This is a genomic window from Mesorhizobium sp. M0028 (assembly GCF_040323855.1).
In the GTDB taxonomy this organism is placed as follows: Bacteria; Pseudomonadota; Alphaproteobacteria; order Rhizobiales; family Rhizobiaceae; genus Mesorhizobium.
Window position 1 is genome coordinate 873972 of record NZ_JAMYVG010000001.1, and the last position, 13242, is coordinate 887213.

At 63.1% G+C, this 13242-nt stretch carries 15 protein-coding genes; 2 read left to right on the forward strand and 13 right to left on the reverse strand.

What is annotated here, in order from left to right; all coding sequences use genetic code 11:
* Positions 1-10: 10 nt before the first annotated feature.
* The gene (locus NKJ93_RS04535; RefSeq protein ID WP_023717288.1) at positions 11-568 is read right to left on the reverse strand and encodes a ubiquinol-cytochrome C chaperone family protein; all 558 of its coding nucleotides are present in this window, start codon (positions 566-568) and stop codon (positions 11-13) included.
* A 114-nt stretch (positions 569-682) separates the two neighbouring features.
* On the opposite strand from NKJ93_RS04535, the gene NKJ93_RS04540 reads away from it, so the two are divergent.
* Positions 683-1216 carry an outer membrane protein assembly factor BamE gene (locus tag NKJ93_RS04540; RefSeq protein WP_023717287.1) on the forward strand — a complete coding sequence of 178 codons (534 nt, stop codon included), beginning with the start codon at positions 683-685 and terminating at the stop codon, positions 1214-1216.
* A gap of 121 nt (positions 1217-1337) precedes the next feature.
* Here the strand turns inward: NKJ93_RS04540 and NKJ93_RS04545 are convergent, their stop codons facing one another.
* A complete protein-coding gene (locus NKJ93_RS04545; RefSeq protein WP_023717286.1) occupies positions 1338-3479 on the reverse strand; it encodes a sodium-translocating pyrophosphatase in 2142 nt (713 codons plus the stop codon).
* Positions 3480-3732: 253 nt separating this feature from the next.
* A complete protein-coding gene (locus tag NKJ93_RS04550) occupies positions 3733-4233 on the reverse strand; it encodes a DUF2165 family protein (RefSeq protein WP_352587782.1) in 501 nt (166 codons plus the stop codon).
* 79 nt (positions 4234-4312) lie between these two features.
* Between NKJ93_RS04550 and NKJ93_RS04555 the strand changes: the two genes are divergently transcribed.
* Complete coding sequence (locus NKJ93_RS04555) at positions 4313-4546, forward strand: hypothetical protein (RefSeq protein ID WP_352481226.1); 234 nt, start codon at positions 4313-4315, stop codon at positions 4544-4546.
* 25 nt (positions 4547-4571) lie between these two features.
* Here the strand turns inward: NKJ93_RS04555 and NKJ93_RS04560 are convergent, their stop codons facing one another.
* The 10 genes from NKJ93_RS04560 to nrdR all read right to left on the reverse strand — a co-directional run bounded on the left by NKJ93_RS04560 (position 4572) and on the right by nrdR (position 13168).
* Complete coding sequence (locus tag NKJ93_RS04560; protein ID WP_352481227.1) at positions 4572-5321, reverse strand: ABC transporter permease; 750 nt, start codon at positions 5319-5321, stop codon at positions 4572-4574.
* Entirely contained in the window at positions 5318-6256 is a 939-nt protein-coding gene (locus NKJ93_RS04565) for an ABC transporter ATP-binding protein (protein WP_352481228.1), read from the reverse strand. Before NKJ93_RS04565 ends, NKJ93_RS04560 begins: the two co-directional genes overlap by 4 nt.
* Positions 6257-6261: 5 nt before the next feature.
* Positions 6262-7428, reverse strand: a complete 1167-nt coding sequence (locus NKJ93_RS04570; RefSeq protein WP_352587785.1) for an ABC transporter permease — start codon at positions 7426-7428, stop codon at positions 6262-6264.
* A 42-nt stretch (positions 7429-7470) separates the two neighbouring features.
* Positions 7471-8382: a glycine betaine ABC transporter substrate-binding protein OsmF gene (gene osmF / locus NKJ93_RS04575; protein WP_023717281.1), complete on the reverse strand. Its 912-nt coding sequence runs from the start codon at positions 8380-8382 to the stop codon at positions 7471-7473.
* Positions 8383-8541: 159 nt separating this feature from the next.
* A complete protein-coding gene (locus tag NKJ93_RS04580) occupies positions 8542-9759 on the reverse strand; it encodes an MFS transporter (protein WP_352587788.1) in 1218 nt (405 codons plus the stop codon).
* Positions 9756-10256 (reverse strand): transcription antitermination factor NusB, encoded by a 501-nt coding sequence (gene nusB, locus NKJ93_RS04585; RefSeq protein ID WP_023717279.1) that lies wholly within the window; start codon positions 10254-10256, stop codon positions 9756-9758. Before nusB ends, NKJ93_RS04580 begins: the two co-directional genes overlap by 4 nt.
* Positions 10253-10747 (reverse strand): 6,7-dimethyl-8-ribityllumazine synthase, encoded by a 495-nt coding sequence (ribH, locus tag NKJ93_RS04590; protein WP_023717278.1) that lies wholly within the window; start codon positions 10745-10747, stop codon positions 10253-10255. Before ribH ends, nusB begins: the two co-directional genes overlap by 4 nt.
* Before the next feature lie 130 nt (positions 10748-10877).
* Positions 10878-11495 carry a riboflavin synthase gene (locus NKJ93_RS04595; RefSeq protein WP_352587791.1) on the reverse strand — a complete coding sequence of 206 codons (618 nt, stop codon included), beginning with the start codon at positions 11493-11495 and terminating at the stop codon, positions 10878-10880.
* Between the two features lie 30 nt (positions 11496-11525).
* Positions 11526-12656: a bifunctional diaminohydroxyphosphoribosylaminopyrimidine deaminase/5-amino-6-(5-phosphoribosylamino)uracil reductase RibD gene (gene ribD, locus NKJ93_RS04600; RefSeq protein WP_352587794.1), complete on the reverse strand. Its 1131-nt coding sequence runs from the start codon at positions 12654-12656 to the stop codon at positions 11526-11528.
* 2 nt (positions 12657-12658) lie between these two features.
* Positions 12659-13168: a transcriptional regulator NrdR gene (gene nrdR, locus NKJ93_RS04605; protein ID WP_023717275.1), complete on the reverse strand. Its 510-nt coding sequence runs from the start codon at positions 13166-13168 to the stop codon at positions 12659-12661.
* Positions 13169-13242: the final 74 nt, after the last annotated feature.

Here is a 13242-nt window from a genome sequence, read left to right on the forward strand (position 1 = left end):
TTCGCCGCCTTCATTCGGCCTGCCTTCGCTCAGAGTTGGCCACTGGAAATGCCACCGTGCCGGAAACGATCGATTCGGTCGGCTGTTGCGTGAGTTGCCTTGATGCATCGGCGGCATAGAGTGCCAGTTGCGACGCTTGCGGCCAGGCGCCGGCATCCGGCCTGACATTGCGGGAAAGGGCGGCGGCAAGCGCATCATGGTCATTTCGTTTCAGCGCATCGTCATAGGCGGCGGTACGGCCATAGAACATCTTCGCCAGTTTCCGCATTCGCTTCGGCACGCCGACGTCGCCAATGCCCAATTCCCGCAACGAATGTTCGACATCCATGAAGAACTCGTCGATCAGCACCTGCGCAACCTCTGCCGCAGCACCGCCCTCGCCGCGCAACCGGTGCTGGAACAGGAACATGTGCAACGACAGCATCTCGAAGCGGCCGAGCGGCGTGTCCGGCACGTTCCAGGCGGAATAAAACACCGGTTGCCGCGCCGCCGCCACGATTTGTGCGTAAAGCGCCTCGGTGATGGCGCGGTTGGCGTGACGTTCGCGGCCAAAGAGGCGCTGGAACATTTGAGGGTGGTCTCCCGGGACCGTTTGTTGAAGTGGCCTTGTTGCATCGGCAAGCAAGCTGGTTTACCGGTTTTGCGGCCCAGCGCAAGTTGCGGCCAGCTTATGGAGTTGTAGTTGCGCGCGCTGAAATTCAAGTCGACTTTCCTGCCTAGGCCCGCCGGTGCGGTTTCGCTGCTGGTGATCGCTGCGGCGCTTTCCGCCTGCAATTCGTCCAAGATGATCGGCGATCTCAATCCGAGCGAGACGCTGACGCAGGGCTACGTCATCGACCAGCAGGCGATCGACCTGGTGCCGGTCGGCTCGAGCCGCGAACAGGTGCTGCTGGCGCTCGGCACTCCCTCGACGAAGGCGACCTTCGACAACGAGGCCTTTTATTACATTTCGCAGACGCGCAAGCGCTATGTCGCCTTCGACAAGCCGCGGCTAGTCGACCAGCATGTGCTGGCGGTCTATTTTGGCGATGACGGGCGCGTCACCCAGATCGCCAATTACGGCCTGAAGGACGGCAAGGTGTTCGACTTCATCTCGCGCACCACGCCGACCGGCGGCAAGGACCAGAACTTCCTCAGCCAGATCATCAGTGGCGCCAGCAAGCTGACGCCTGGTGTTCCGGGCGCCAGCGGCGGCAGTACGCTCGGCGGCACCTGATCCACTCGACGGTGTCGGCTTCTTTTCTTTTCGCTTCCCTGTAAGCGGCGGCACATCTCAGGCAATGAAAACCCGCGGGAGCGATCCCGCGGGTTTTTGTCTTGAGCCGTGGCGACCGAGCTTAGCCGTGCGCGAGCACGGCCAATAGCAGCAGCGCGACGATGTTCGTGATCTTGATCGCCGGGTTGACCGCCGGCCCAGCAGTATCCTTATAGGGATCGCCGACCGTGTCGCCGGTCACAGAGGCCTTGTGTGCTTCGGAGCCCTTGAGGTGCTTGAGGCCGTCCTTGTCGACGAAACCATCTTCGAACGACTTCTTGGCGTTGTCCCAGGCACCGCCGCCGGAGGTCATCGAGATGGCAACGAAAAGGCCGTTGACGATGACGCCGAGCAGCGAGGCGCCGAGCGCGGCAAAGGCGGATGCCTTCGAACCGGAGATCAGGAGGACACCGAAATAGACCACCAGCGGCGCCAGCACCGGCAGCAGTGATGGAACGATCATCTCCCGGATCGCTGCCTTGGTCAGAAGGTCGACGGCGCGCGCATAGTTCGGCTTCGAGGTGCCGGCCATGATGCCCGGATCCTCGCGGAACTGCTTGCGCACCTCCTCGACGATAGCACCGGCGGCGCGGCCGACGGCGGTCATGGCGATGCCGCCGAACAGATACGGGATCAGGCCGCCGAAGATCAGGCCGGCGACGACATAAGGATTGGAGAGGTCGAAGGAGACGTCGCCCATGCCCTGGAAGTAGGGGTATTTGTCGCTATTGGCGGCAAAGAACTTCAGGTCGTTAGAGTAGGCCGCAAACAGCACCAGCGCGCCGAGGCCGGCCGACCCGATGGCGTAGCCCTTGGTTACCGCTTTGGTGGTGTTGCCGACAGCGTCGAGCGCGTCGGTGGACTGGCGCACTTCCTTGGGCAGGCCGGCCATTTCGGCAATGCCGCCGGCATTGTCGGTGACTGGGCCGAAGGCATCGAGCGCGACGATCATGCCGGCGAGGCCAAGCATCGTCGTCACCGCGATCGCCGTGCCGTAGAGGCCGGCGAGCTGGTATGTCGAGATGATGCCGCCGACGATGACGATCGCCGGCAACGCCGTCGCTTCGAGCGAGACCGCCAGGCCCTGGATGACGTTGGTGCCGTGACCGGTGACCGAGGCCTGGGCGATGGAGTTCACCGGACGCTTGTTGGTGCCGGTATAATATTCGGTGATCACCACGATGAGGCCTGTCACCACAAGGCCGACCAGGCCGCAGATGAACAGGTTCGTGCCGGTGATGGCCATGCCGGCGACGGTGCCGATCTCACCCCAGCCGATGCATGCCGAAGTGGCGACGGCAAGGCCGACAATTGACAGCAGGCCGGTGACGATCAGGCCCTTGTAGAGAGCGCCCATGATCGAGCCGCTGGAACCGAGCTTGACGAAGAAGGTGCCGGCGATCGAGGTGAGAATGCAGGCGCCGCAGATGGCCAGCGGATAGAGCATGGTCGCGCCGAGAACGGCGGTGCCACCGAAAAAGATGGCGGCAAGGACCATGGTGGCGACCACGGTCACCGCATAGGTCTCGAACAGATCGGCGGCCATGCCGGCGCAATCGCCGACATTGTCGCCGACATTGTCGGCGATGGTGGCCGGATTGCGTGGATCGTCTTCGGGAATGCCGGCTTCAACCTTGCCGACGAGATCGCCGCCGACGTCGGCGCCCTTGGTGAAGATGCCGCCGCCGAGACGAGCGAAGATCGAAATCAGCGAGGCGCCGAAGCCAAGCGAAACCAACGAGTCGATGACGACACGGTCATCGGGCTGAAGGCCCATGAACTGGGTCAGGATCAGGTAATAGATCGAGACGCCAAGCAGGGCCAGGCCAGCAACCAGCATGCCAGTGATAGCCCCAGACTTGAAGGCGATCTCGAGGCCGGCAGCGAGGCTGTTGGAAGCCGCCTGCGCGGTGCGCACATTGGCGCGCACCGAGACGTGCATGCCGATGAAGCCAGCGGCGCCCGATAGAACGGCGCCGATCAGGAAGCCGATGGCGGCGGTGATCGAAAGCAGCCACCAGGCGAGCAGCAGGACCACGACGCCGACGATGGCGATTGTGGTGTACTGGCGCGCCAGATAGGCTTGCGCGCCTTCGCGGATGGCCGCGGAAATTTCCTGCATGCGTGCATTGCCCTGATCGGCCGCGAGGACCGAACGTGTCGCCCAGATGGCGTAAAGGACTGAAAGCAGACCGCAGGCGATGACAGCTGAAAGTATGGTCATTGCCGAATTTTCCTCGATTGGTGGCCCAAAAGAACCCCTCCCCGGGCCGTTGAGACAGGGGACGAATTTTCCGCAACCGGAATCCGTCCCTTCGCAGCGGCTTATGCGAAACAGGGCTCGGAACGTCAAGATATTGTTCGGTTTTTGTCCGGTTTTCGCTCAAAAGATCCCGGGTTTCATCCAAAAGGCTGGACGGCAGCGCGCCTGTCGACACTGCCATCCGATTAGATCGATTGAAATCGGCGAACGGCCGTCAAACTTTGCGCGGGTCGCCGTCCGGCTGGACGACGAAGATCAGCACCACCAGCATTGTCATGTAGAATTTGAACGCCGCCTCCTGACCATTCCATGTCGAAGACTGCCACATGGCAAACCACTCGCCGCCAACGACCATGAAGCCGAAATACCAAACGAGGAAACCCATGGTGGCGGCTATGATGGCGAACTTCTTGGCATCGTTGAATGCCTGTCCGCTGGCGTTGCGCGCCTGCCAGAGTCGCCAGGCGGCGACTAGGTAGAGCAAGCAGGTCAGCGCCTCGCCAATGATGATCAGCCAGTAGCCCGCCGTCCACAGCGACGGGTTGGTGATCGAGCGGTACATCAGGGCGTTGCCAGGAAAGGTCGTGTCCATGCTCAGCACATGCTGGACAAAGGCGAAGTTTGAGCCGTAATCGGTGATGTTGCCGAAGGCGACAAGGAAGGCGAAAGCCGCCAGACACAAACACATGACGATCTTGGAGAAACGCGCGGTCATGGCAAGAACTCCTGCTGAAAGATCGGGGCATCGCACTCATCAATCGCCGAGTCCCGAAGATCGCGCAACGGGGGGACCAGTGATCATAGTGCTCACGACTGTCGCGAGACATTATGCCGGGAAGCAAGACATTGCCGCGATTCTCGAAACCCTCGATCTCGACAGCTATTGCGCGGTGGGCGACTTAGTCTCTGTGGTTAGAGCCGGCACACAGCACGATTTCGCCATCATCCGCCGCCGCTGGATCGCCAGCGAGACGGGCACCACGCTCGAACTGACGCTCGATCATCCGGCGCGTTCGAGTGGCCTTTGAAAGAAGCGAACTTTGCCCCGAGGGGCTACTCCACCTCGCGCCCCATGCGCCGGCCCGTGTAGCGCTCGATCGCCGACAGCCCGTCATAGATCAGCACGGCAAGGGCGGCGACGATCAGGCCGCCCTGCAGGATGAAGGCGAGGTTGTTCGACAGCAGGCCGGCGATGATCACCTCGCCCAATGTCCTCGCCGCCACTGTCGAGCCGATGGTCGCGGTGGCGAGGCTGATCACCACCGACAGCCGGATACCGCCGAGGATGATCGGCGCGCTGAGCGGCAGTTCGACCTTGACCAGCCTTTGCCAGCCGGTCATGCCGGCGCCACGCGCCGCCTCGACGACATTGGCCGGCAGCGTCGTCAGGCCGGTCAGCGCGTTCTCGAAGATCGGCAGCAGGCCATAGAGAAACAACGCAATCAGCGTCGGCTTTTCGCCGAAGCCGACGGCCGGCACGGCAAGCGCCAGCACCGCCACCGGCGGAAAGGTCTGGCCGATATTGACCAGGCTGCGCGACAGCGGCAGGAATTCGGCGCCGGCTGGCCTGGTGACCAGAATGGCGAGCGCGACCGCAACGATCGTCGCGGCAACCGTTGCGATCAGGACGGTCTGCAGATGCAGCAGCGTCAACGTCAAAAGGCTGCCCTGATTGTAGATTACCGGCGCGTTGTTCTCTGTCAGCGGCTTCAGCAGCGGTTCGAACCAGCCGGGATTGGTGACGAAGGCAATAAGCAGCACCACCAGGGCAAGCCTGAGCAGTGATGGAAGCCAGGCTTTCATGCCGGCCTCGCCGCGCGTTTAACCAGTCCATCCACAGTGACGCGGCCAAGCGATTTGCCATCAGTATCTTTCACCGGCAGTGCCGGGCGGCCCGACCACAGGAGTTCGGCCAACGCGTCGCGTTGGCTGGCATCACCGGGGATCGCCTCGCCTTCGGCCGTGCCTTTTTCCACCGCGTCGCGCACCCGGCCAAGCGATAACAGCCGGAACGGTTTTTCGCTGGCGCCAACCAGGGTCTCGACAAACGCGCTGGCCGGTTTCGCCAGTATCTCGGCCGGCGCGGCATATTGCACTACTTTGCCGCCGTCCATCACCGCGATCTTGTCGCCCATGTGAACGGCCTCTTCCATGTCATGGGTGACTAGGATGATGGTGGTGCCGAAGCGCTTCTGGATCGCCAGCAGATCCTCCTGCGCCTTGTTGCGGATGATTGGATCGAGCGCGCCGAACGGCTCATCCATCAACAGCACGTTGGGTTCCGCGGCAAGCGCTCGGGCGACGCCGACGCGCTGCTGCTGGCCGCCGGAAAGCTCATGCGGATAGCGTGGCCCGTAGGCTTGCGGGTCGAGCTGATATAGCGTCATCAGCTCGTCGACGCGGGCTTTGATGCGGTTGGCGTCCCAGCCGAGCAATACCGGCACAGTGGCGATGTTCTGTGCCACCGTGCGATGCGGAAACAGACCGTGGCCCTGGATGGCATAGCCGATGCTGCGACGCAGCTCATAATCAGGCACCGAGCGGTTGTCGACGCCGTCGAGCTTGATCACGCCCGATGTCGGCTCGACCAGCCGGTTGATCATGCGAAGCAGCGTCGTCTTGCCGGAGCCGGAGGTGCCGACGATGACGGCGATGCTGCGCGGCTCGATTACTATCGACACGTCGTCGACCACTGTCGTCTCGCCGTAGCGCTTGGTGATGCCTTCGATCTCGATCATGCCGTTTAAACCCTGCGCTTGCTGGCGCTCATTTCGATCACTCCATCGAGGATGATGGCGGCGGCGAAGGCCAGCGCCACCGTCGGCACGGCACCGAGCAGCACCAGGTCCATCGCCGTCTGGCCGACTCCCTGGAATACGAATACGCCAAAGCCGCCGCCGCCGATCAGCGCGGCAATGGTGGCGAGGCCGATATTCTGCACCAGCACGATGCGAATGCCGGTGAGGATCACCGGGAAAGCCAGCGGAAACTCGACGCCGAACAGCCGCTGGCGGTCGGTCATGCCCATGCCGCGCGCTGCGTCGTTGGCGGCACGCGGCACACCGGCAAGGCCGACCACGGTGTTGGCCACCACCGGCAGCAGTGAATAGAGGAACAGGGCGACGAAAGCCGGCGCCGTGCCGATGCCGCGAATGCCGAGCGCGGCAGCACCCGGCACATGCGAAGCGACCCAGCCGAGCGGTGCTATCAAGAGGCCGAACAGCGCGATCGAAGGAATGGTCTGAATGATGTTCAGCACGTTGAGCACGCCGGCCCGCAATTTCTCGACGCGGTGGCAGAGGATGCCGAGCGGCAGGCCGATAATCACTGCTGCCGCCAGCGAACCCAGCGCCAGCGTCACGTGCTTGGAGCCTTCCGCCCAAAAACTATCGGCGCGATTGAAATATTCCTTGAGGATCGACAGGCTGTTCCAGCTCCCCGAGACCAGCAGCAGGCCGATCGCCGCTGCGGCGACAACAAGCACGCCGACCCGTGCCTGCGGCGACAGGTTCAGCCTTGTAAGCACGTCGGCGAGCAGAAGCGTGAAGGCGAAGATAAACAGCCAGAAGCCCGAAGCCGGCGAGATACGGGCGAAGGTGTTGCCGGCGGGCGTCAGGAAGCTGCCGGCAACGCCGATCAGCAGCGCCAGCGCTGCAAGTGGAACCACACTGGCGGCGAGGCGCAGAGCAAGCGGCGTTTTCAGCAATGCAATGAGCGCCGCTGCGACAACAATCGCCATCAATAGCGGACCGACCGCCGCAGGCAAAGATTCGAGGATCGAGCGCGCCTCGCCGGGTACGATGCGATTGGCGCGGAACGTGGCGAATGGTGCCGCAAAAGCCGCATAGGCTGATATCGCCGCAATAACCACGCCGAGCTTGTCAAACCGGATGCGCACGCCCTCCCCCATCGGCCGATCCGCGCACCTCGAAAGCGGCGCGCCGGAATCGCCTTACTTGAGGAAGCCGTTCTTTTTCAAAAAGCCTTCGGCGACGCCCTTGACCGGTTCGCCGCCAACCTGGACGCGGCCATTCAACTCCTGCAGCGTGACGAGATCGAGCTTGGCGAAGACCGGCTTCAGCAGCGTCTCGATTTCCGGGTGCTCCTTCAGCACCGCCTCGCGGATGATCGGCGCCGGCTGGTAGACCGGCTGCACACCCTTGTCGTCCTCAAGCACGACGAGGCCGGAGGGCGCGATGCCGCCGTCGGTGCCGTAGACCATGGCCGCGTTGGCGCCGTTGGTCTGGTTGGCCGCAGCGGCAATCGTCGCCGCCGTATCGCCGCCCGACAGCGTGATCAACTGGTCCGGCTTCAGCGTAAAGCCATAGGTCTTCTGGAAAGCGGGCAGCGCGGCCGCCGAATTGACGAACTCGGCGGACGCCGCCAGCACCACCTTGCCGCCGCCCGAGACATATTTGCCGAAGTCGGAAAGGGTGACGAGCTTGTTGGTATCGGCGACCTCCTTACGCAGGGCGATCGCCCAGGTGTTGTTAGCCGGTGACGGGGACAGCCAGACGATCTTGTTGGCGTCGTAATCGAGCTTCTTGGCAGTCTCGTAGGCCTTAGCGGCATCCTTCCACACCGGATCGTCGGCCTTCTCGAAGAAGAATGCGGCGTTGCCGGTGTATTCCGGATAGATGTCGATCTCGCCGGCCGTAATTGCCTTGCGTACCACAGGCGTGCCGCCGAGTTGGATGCGGTCGGTGGTCTGGATATTATTGGCGTTCAGCACCAGCTGGATGATGTTGCCGAGCACGCCGCCCTCGGTGTCGATCTTCGACGACACCACCACCTGGGCACTCGCCGAGGCCACCGTGATGCCGAGCGCCAGCACGGTGCCGGCCAGAACCTTGATTGAAAACATCTCACAAATCCCTTGCTGTGAACCGGAATATGGCTGCCGCATATGAGCATGGCTTCGATGCCCCGTCGGGGTACACGGTTTCATAAGAAGGGTGATGGACGGAATAATTTTGTTCGGATTTGGGTGAATCCGCTGTTGTCTCGTCCCGACAGCGTGGCGTCAGCTGGCCGCACGCAAGCCCGTCATCTTCAACACGCCCAGTGCCACGAAGCACAGCGCGACGACCGGAAAAATCATCCAGTTCAGCATCTCCCAGCCCCAGGCATTGTAGACTGCGCCCGACATCAGCGAGGCGAAGGCGACGGAGCCGAACAGGACGAAATCGTGGAACCCCTGGACCTTGCCTTTTTCGGATGGCTGGTAGCTGTCAGCCACCATGGCGGTGGCGCCGATGAAGCTGAAGTTCCAGCCGAGGCCGAGCAGGATCAGCGTTGTCCAGAACTGCCACAGTGCCAACCCCGACAGCGCGACTATACCGCAGCCAATGAGCAGCACCAGGCCGATGGCCACGATCCGCTCCGCGCCAAAACGATAAATCAGCGACCCCGTGAAGAAGCTCGGCGCGAACATCGCCATCACATGCCAGGAAATGCCGAGCGTGGCGTCGTCGGTCGAAAGGCCGCAGCCGACCATGGCCAGTGGCGCGCCGGTCATGACGAAGCTCATCAGCGCGTAGCTGCCGATGGCGCAAAACAGCGCCGCGACGAAGCGCGGCCTGGTGACGATTTCTAAGAGCGGCCGGGCGTCGCTGTCGGCGATTTCCACCTTCTCGGTTGCCTTGGCTGGGATGCGCAATAAAGAGAGGATGGCGGCGCCAACCGCCGCCAGCACCAGGATGGACGCAAACGAGCCGGCAAACTTCACCGGCGAGAACAGGTCGCCGGTGAAAATGACGATCTGCGGCCCAAGTATGGCGGTGACGATGCCGCCGGCCAGCACGAAGGAGATGGCGCGCGCCTTGAATTCAGGCGGAGCATTGTCGGCGGCGGCAAAGCGGAATTGCTGGACAAAGGCACCGCCGATCCCGATCACGGCAAGGCCGAAAGCGAACAGCCAGAAGCTGGCATGAAACAGCGCCAACGTAGCGACCAGCCCGCCAAGCGCTGTGACCGCAGTGCCGGTCATGAAGCCGTCGCGCTGGCCGAGCCGGCGGATGATCGCCGCGGCCGGCAGGGAACCGAGCGCCACGCCGACATTGAAGCCGGTGATCGGCGCGGTTGCCAGCGACTTGTCGGCTTCGAGGAGGTACTGCCCGGCCAGTCCGCCCATGGAAATGGCGATGGGTGCCGCCGAACCGATGATCGCCTGCGAGGCTGCGAGGATGAAAGCGGTGCGACGCGCTTCCTTGCCGGCCCCAACGACGACGATAGCAGTCATGAGGCGTCCTTGCCGCGGCCCTCGCCACGCACGCGGCGCGACACGCGATCAAGCACCGCATTGACCAGTTTCGGCTCGTCTTCTTCGTAAAATGCCTTGGCGATGTCGACATATTCGGAGACGATGACCGCCACCGGCACGTCCTCGCGTTTCATCAATTCGTAGACGCCGGCACGCAATATGGCGCGCAACGTCGAATCGAGCCTCGACAGCGGCCAGTCCTCGGTCAGCGCCTGGCGGATAATCGGATCGATGGTCTTCTGGTGCTCGACAACGCCGGCAAGAATGGCGCGAAACCATTGCGCATCGGCCTCGCGATAGAGCGCGCCGTCGACTTCCTTGCCGAGCCTGAACGCCTCGTATTCGGCGGTGATCTCAAACACGCCGCTGCCGGCGACATCCATCTGGTAGAGCGCCTGCACAGCCGCCAGGCGGGCAGCACCGCGCTTGTTGGCATGGCGAACCGCAGGCTGGCCGGGCGAAGCGGGTTCGCTCACGTTCGCTCTCCCAGTTGTTCCTTTAGGGCGATCATAGTCAGCGCCGCACGCGCCGCAAAGCCGCCCTTGTCGCCTTCGGAGCGCCTGGCCCGTGTCCAGGCCTGTTCGTCGTTTTCGGTGGTCAGGATGCCATTGCCGATGCAGACTGAATCCTGCACGGACAGGTCCATCAGGGCACGGCTGGATTCATTGGCGACGATATCGAAATGATAGGTGTCGCCGCGGACCACCGTGCCGAGGGCGACGAAACCGTCATAGCTCGTCCCGCCTTCGGAAGCACCGTCGAGCGCGAAGGAAATCACCGCCGGGATTTCGAGCGAGCCCGGAACGGTGACGACATCGTATGTCGCGCCCGCTTCGTCGAGCGCGCTGGTCGCGCCTTCGAGCAACGCGTCCGCAAGGTCGTCGTGAAAGCGCGCCTCGATGACAAGAAGGTGGGCCTTCTTCTTCGGACGGATGAACGCTTTGCCGTGTTGGGATGTGCCAGCCATAGATGTCTCCGGGGATCGCCGGTGACTTAGGCCGAAGCCGGTTTGATCGCAAGCGGAAGATTGCTGAAGGAACGTTCAAGGCCAACCCGGTGGCGGCCGCATCAGGGAATGGACTTTATGGGCGATCGCCTCAAAGTCCCTCTTTGGCCGCCTCCACCAGTCGCGCCGCGTAGCGGGCCATGGTGTCGATCTCGAGGTTGACGCGGTCGCCGACCTGGCGTTCGCCCCAGGTGGTGACCGTCAGCGAGTGGTGGATCAATAGCACGTCGAAGCGGGTGCCTTCGACCTTGTTGACGGTGAGCGAAGTGCCGTCGAGCGCGACGGAACCCTTGGGGGCGATGAATTTGGCAAGCTCGCGCGGTGCTTCCAGGGTAAAGCGGACGGCGTCACCCTCTTCCTTGCCGGCCACGATCTCGGCCATTCCGTCGACATGGCCTGACACGATATGGCCGCCAAGCTCGTCGCCGATCTTCAGCGCCCGCTCCAGGTTGATGCGCGTGCCGGATTTCCAGCCCATCGCGGTCGTCAGCCTGAGTGCTTCTTCCCAGGCCTCGACTTCGAACCAGCGTGCGTTCGCGCCGTCTTCCGGCAATCCCGTTACCGTCAGGCAGACGCCGCCGCACGAAATTGAAGCGCCAATGGCAATGGTCTGCGGATCGTAGGCGGTGTCGATGCGCAAACCGACGCCTTCCCTGAGCGGCTTCACGGCGGCGACGGTGCCGACATCGGTGACGATTCCAGTGAACATTACTTTGGCCCAGTGAACATCAGTTCGGTCCTAAATGTCTCTTGTCCATTCGGCATATGTGTCTTCGCCGAAACGCATGTCGCGCAATTTGCGAAATCCCGGCGGGATATGGTTGGCATCTATCGGCGATGCAATGCCGTCCTCGCCGATCGCATCCGGCCCCTGAAACAGCACGATGCGATCGACGAGTTGTTCGTCGAGGAACGCCTTGGCCACCTTGGCGCCGCCCTCGACCAGCACGCTCGCCATGCCCAGCGCCGCCAGATCCTCGAGCAGTTCCGGCAGCGCAATATCGCCTTCATACGTCTCAGTGCCGATGAAGCGCACTCCGGTGCGTTCGAGCGCGGCCCGCCGACGTGGATCGGCCTCGGCACACGCGGCGACATAGAGCGGGACCCGGTCGACGCCGGAAACCAGCTTCGAGGTCTCCGGCAGCCTGATCTGGCGGTCGAGCACGATGCGCGCCGGCGAACGGTTCTCAAGTCCCGGCAGCCGCACCGTCAGCGCCGGATCGTCCTCCAGCGCGGTGCCGATGCCGATCAATATGCCGTCCGCTTCGGCGCGCATCAGATAGACTTCGCGCCGCGCGATATCGCCGGTAATGGAGACCTGCCCCTCGCCTTTCACGCCGATCTTATTGTCGCTCGAAAGCGCAAGCTTTAGAATCACTTCCGGGCGTTTTTTCAGAGATCGAATCAAATAGCCGGCCATCTGCTCCGCGGCCTTGGCCGCCAGCACTTTTTCCATCACCTCGACGCCCGCGGCACGCAAGATGGCGTAGCCCTTGCCGGAAACACGCGGGTCCGGATCGCTGGCAGCGCCAACCACCCGCGCGACGCCGGCGCTGACCAGCGCATTGGCGCAAGGCGGCGTGCGGCCGTGATGGGCGCAAGGCTCCAGCGTTACATAGGCGGTGGCGCCTTGCGCCCGCTCACCGGCCTCGGCCAGCGCCTCGGTTTCGGCATGCGGCCGGCCGCCGACGGCCGTGACGCCGCTGCCGACGATCATTGGCCCGTCGCCGTCATCGCGTACGATGAGCGTGCCGACGGAAGGATTGGTCGACGTCCGGCCGGCATTTTTGCGCGACAGCCTGAGGGCTGCCGCCATATAGCGGCGATCGAGGACCTCTTGCTTCGCCGTGCTGCGCTCGGACCCTGCCATGCTCAGCCGGCGTCCTCTTCGCTCTTCAGCTCTCGGCCCCTGGGCTCGTCACTTTTGAGCTCGTCGCCTTTGAGCTCGCCCAACACGTCGTGGAAATCCTTGGCCTCGCGGAAATTGCGGTAGACGGAGGCAAAGCGCACATAGGCGACATCGTCGAGCGACTTAAGCGCCTCCATGACCAGCCGGCCGACTTCGCCGGAGGCGACCTCGGTCTCGCCCGAGCTTTCCAGCTGGCGCACTATGCCGGTCACCGCGCGGTCGATGCGCTCCGGGTCGACGTTACGCTTGCGTACCGCAATCTCGACCGAGCGCAGCAGCTTGTCGCGGTCGAACGGCACCTTGCGTCCCGACTTCTTCACCACGACGAGATCGCGCAATTGGACGCGCTCGAAAGTGGTGAAGCGGCCGCCGCAATCCGGGCAGACGCGCCGCCTGCGGATCGCCGCGCCGTCTTCGGCGGGGCGCGAATCCTTCACCTGCGTATCTTCGGACTGGCAGTAGGGACAGCGCATGGAGAGCCTTCGGTTCGCGATTCTCGTGGAGCGAAAGGCTTAGAGGTTTTTGCCACGATGGCAAAGTATGGCCG

Bases quoted from the DNA above. Each gene is read 5' to 3' on its own strand.
- NKJ93_RS04535 (WP_023717288.1), bottom strand. From the start codon at position 568: ATGTTCCAGCGCCTCTTTGGCCGCGAACGTCACGCCAACCGCGCCATC.
- NKJ93_RS04545 (WP_023717286.1), bottom strand. From the start codon at position 3,479: ATGACCATACTTTCAGCTGTCATCGCCTGCGGTCTGCTTTCAGTCCTT.
- NKJ93_RS04550 (WP_352587782.1), bottom strand. From the start codon at position 4,233: ATGACCGCGCGTTTCTCCAAGATCGTCATGTGTTTGTGTCTGGCGGCT.
- NKJ93_RS04560 (WP_352481227.1), bottom strand. From the start codon at position 5,321: ATGAAAGCCTGGCTTCCATCACTGCTCAGGCTTGCCCTGGTGGTGCTG.
- NKJ93_RS04565 (WP_352481228.1), bottom strand. From the start codon at position 6,256: ATGATCGAGATCGAAGGCATCACCAAGCGCTACGGCGAGACGACAGTG.
- NKJ93_RS04570 (WP_352587785.1), bottom strand. From the start codon at position 7,428: ATGGGGGAGGGCGTGCGCATCCGGTTTGACAAGCTCGGCGTGGTTATT.
- osmF (WP_023717281.1), bottom strand. From the start codon at position 8,382: ATGTTTTCAATCAAGGTTCTGGCCGGCACCGTGCTGGCGCTCGGCATC.
- NKJ93_RS04580 (WP_352587788.1), bottom strand. From the start codon at position 9,759: ATGACTGCTATCGTCGTCGTTGGGGCCGGCAAGGAAGCGCGTCGCACC.
- ribH (WP_023717278.1), bottom strand. From the start codon at position 10,747: ATGGCTGGCACATCCCAACACGGCAAAGCGTTCATCCGTCCGAAGAAG.
- NKJ93_RS04595 (WP_352587791.1), bottom strand. From the start codon at position 11,495: ATGTTCACTGGAATCGTCACCGATGTCGGCACCGTCGCCGCCGTGAAG.
- ribD (WP_352587794.1), bottom strand. From the start codon at position 12,656: ATGGCAGGGTCCGAGCGCAGCACGGCGAAGCAAGAGGTCCTCGATCGC.
- nrdR (WP_023717275.1), bottom strand. From the start codon at position 13,168: ATGCGCTGTCCCTACTGCCAGTCCGAAGATACGCAGGTGAAGGATTCG.